This is a genomic window from Streptomyces sp. NPDC002785 (genome assembly GCF_040295565.1).
Classification (GTDB): Bacteria; Actinomycetota; Actinomycetes; order Streptomycetales; family Streptomycetaceae; genus Streptomyces.
This window is the reverse complement of sequence record NZ_JBEOVN010000393.1, coordinates 1-2,397: the sequence shown is the minus strand read 5'-3', so window position 1 is coordinate 2,397 and position 2,397 is coordinate 1. Positions and strand designations below refer to the sequence as shown.

Annotated in this window: 2 protein-coding genes; one reads left to right on the top strand and one right to left on the bottom strand. The window is 68.0% G+C overall.

The window, feature by feature from the left end; all coding sequences use genetic code 11:
- Window positions 1-184: 184 nt before the first annotated feature.
- Complete coding sequence (gene glnA, locus ABTZ94_RS37295; protein ID WP_351207863.1) at window positions 185-1,594, bottom strand: type I glutamate--ammonia ligase; 1,410 nt, start codon at window positions 1,592-1,594, stop codon at window positions 185-187.
- Window positions 1,595-1,850: 256 nt separating this feature from the next.
- On the opposite strand from glnA, the gene ABTZ94_RS37290 reads away from it, so the two are divergent.
- Window positions 1,851-2,318 (top strand): RDD family protein, encoded by a 468-nt coding sequence (locus ABTZ94_RS37290; RefSeq protein ID WP_351207861.1) that lies wholly within the window; start codon window positions 1,851-1,853, stop codon window positions 2,316-2,318.
- Window positions 2,319-2,397: the final 79 nt, after the last annotated feature.

The following is a 2,397-nucleotide window of genomic DNA, read 5'->3' as shown; positions in this document are numbered from 1 at the left end:
CCGTGGTCGGGGTAGCGGCCCTCGTTCATGCCGCTGACGTCACGTCAGCGAATCGGCCGCGCGGTGCACACTCGGTGCACAAGGGCATGGAAACCGACCGGTGACAGTGAGAACTGCTGAGAAGAGTTTCCGCAGGTCACAGCCAGTTTCCAAGGCTTCCGCCCAGGCCGCCCGACCCCGCTCCTTAGAGGTCGAAGTACAGCTCGAACTCGTGCGGGTGCGGGCGCAGCTGGATCGGGGCGATCTCGTTGGTGCGCTTGAAGTCGATCCACGTCTCGATCAGGTCGGACGTGAAGACGCCACCGGCCTGCAGGTACTCGTTGTCCGCCTCCAGCGCCTCCAGGACGGCCGGGAGGGAGGTCGGGACCTGCTGGACGTTCGCGTGCTCCTCGGGAGCCAGCTCGTACAGGTCCTTGTCGATCGGCTCGGCGGGCTCGATCTTGTTCTTGATGCCGTCGAGGCCTGCCATCAGCAGAGCGGAGAAGGCGAGGTACGGGTTCGACGACGGGTCCGGGGCACGGAACTCGACGCGCTTGGCCTTCGGGTTCGAGCCCGTGATCGGGATACGCATCGCGGCCGAGCGGTTGCGCTGCGAGTACACCATGTTGACCGGGGCCTCGAAGCCGGGGACCAGGCGGTGGTACGAGTTCACCGTCGGGTTGGTGAAGGCCAGCAGCGACGGGGCGTGCTTGAGGATGCCGCCGATGTAGTAGCGGGCGATGTCCGAGAGGCCCGCGTAGCCCTGCTCGTCGTAGAACAGCGGGTCGCCGCCGGCCCACAGGGACTGGTGGACGTGCATGCCCGAGCCGTTGTCGCCGAAGATCGGCTTCGGCATGAAGGTCGCGGTCTTGCCGTTGCGCCAGGCGACGTTCTTCACGATGTACTTGAAGAGCATCAGGTCGTCGGCCGCGGCGAGCAGCGTGTTGAACTTGTAGTTGATCTCGGCCTGGCCGGCGGTGCCGACCTCGTGGTGCTGGCGCTCGATCTGGAGGCCGCTGCGCTCCAGCTCGAGGGACATCTCGGCGCGCAGGTCGGCGAAGTGGTCGACCGGCGGGACCGGGAAGTAGCCGCCCTTGTAGCGGACCTTGTAGCCGCGGTTGTTCTCGACCGCACCGGTGTTCCAGGCGCCGGCCTCGGAGTCGATGTGGTAAAAGCTCTCGTTCGCCGACGTTTGGAAGCGGACGTTGTCGAAGACGTAGAACTCGGCCTCGGGGCCGAAGTACGCGGTGTCGGCGATGCCGGTGGAGGCGAGGTACGCCTCGGCCTTCCTGGCCACGTTCCGCGGGTCACGGCTGTACTGCTCGCCGGTGATCGGGTCGTGGATGAAGAAGTTGATGTTGACGGTCTTGTCGCGGCGGAACGGGTCGACGCGGGCGGTCGACAGATCCGCGCGCAGCGCCATGTCGGACTCGTGGATGGCCTGGAAGCCGCGGATCGACGAGCCGTCGAAGGCAAGCTCCTCGGTCGGGTCGAAGGTCGCCGCCGGGACGGTGACGTGCTGCATCACACCCGGCAGGTCGCAGAACCGGACATCGATGAACTTGACGTCTTCGTCGGCGATGTACTTCTTCGCGTCGTCGGCGTTCTGGAACATCCAACTCCTCCTACTCCCGGCCCGGGAGGGACGGGGTTGTAGCTCGTGGTGCGGCCAGTGCGGTGGCACACGCTGGACCCGACCATAGGCAGACCGGATTTCTCAAGCATGACCCATTTGTTTCGCAGAAGTTAACCGAGCCGGGTGTGAGCGGCACCTCATGGCCGGTTCGGGGCCCTCGCCCCCCGCCAAGGCGGGAGCCCGCAGCGGCCCCCCGCCCGGCAGGGCGCGCGGGCGGGCGCAGTACCGTGGTCGGGTGGACAATAGGCAAGCAATCGGATCGTGGCTCTCCGGGCCGCGCGCGGCCGCCGAGGAGATGGGGGTCGACTTCGGCCACCGGGGCAAGCGGCTCGGTCTGCCCGAGCACGGGCCGGGATCCGTGGCGCCGCTCGGCCGGCGCTTCGGTGCGCTCTTCATCGACTGGGCCCTGTGCATGGTGATCGCGTACGGGCTGTTCGCCCGCGGTGACCAGCAGGCGGCCGGGAACTGGGCGCTCGGCGTCTTTCTCGTGCTGAGTGTGCTCACCGTCGGGACCATCGGCTGCACGCCCGGCAAGCGCATCCTGGGCATCAGGGTCGTCGCCGAGAACGGCGGCCGGCTCACCTTCGGGCGGGTGATCGTCCGGAGCGTGCTGCTGTGCCTGGCGATTCCGGCCCTGGTCTGGGACCGCGACGGGCGCGGTCTGCATGACCGGCTGGCCCGCGCGGTTCAGGTCCGTATCTGAGCCGAGGACGGACACCGAGGGCGGAATGAGAAGAGGGCGGGTTGGGGCCCGCGGGGGGTCGGCCCCCCCCCCCAACGGG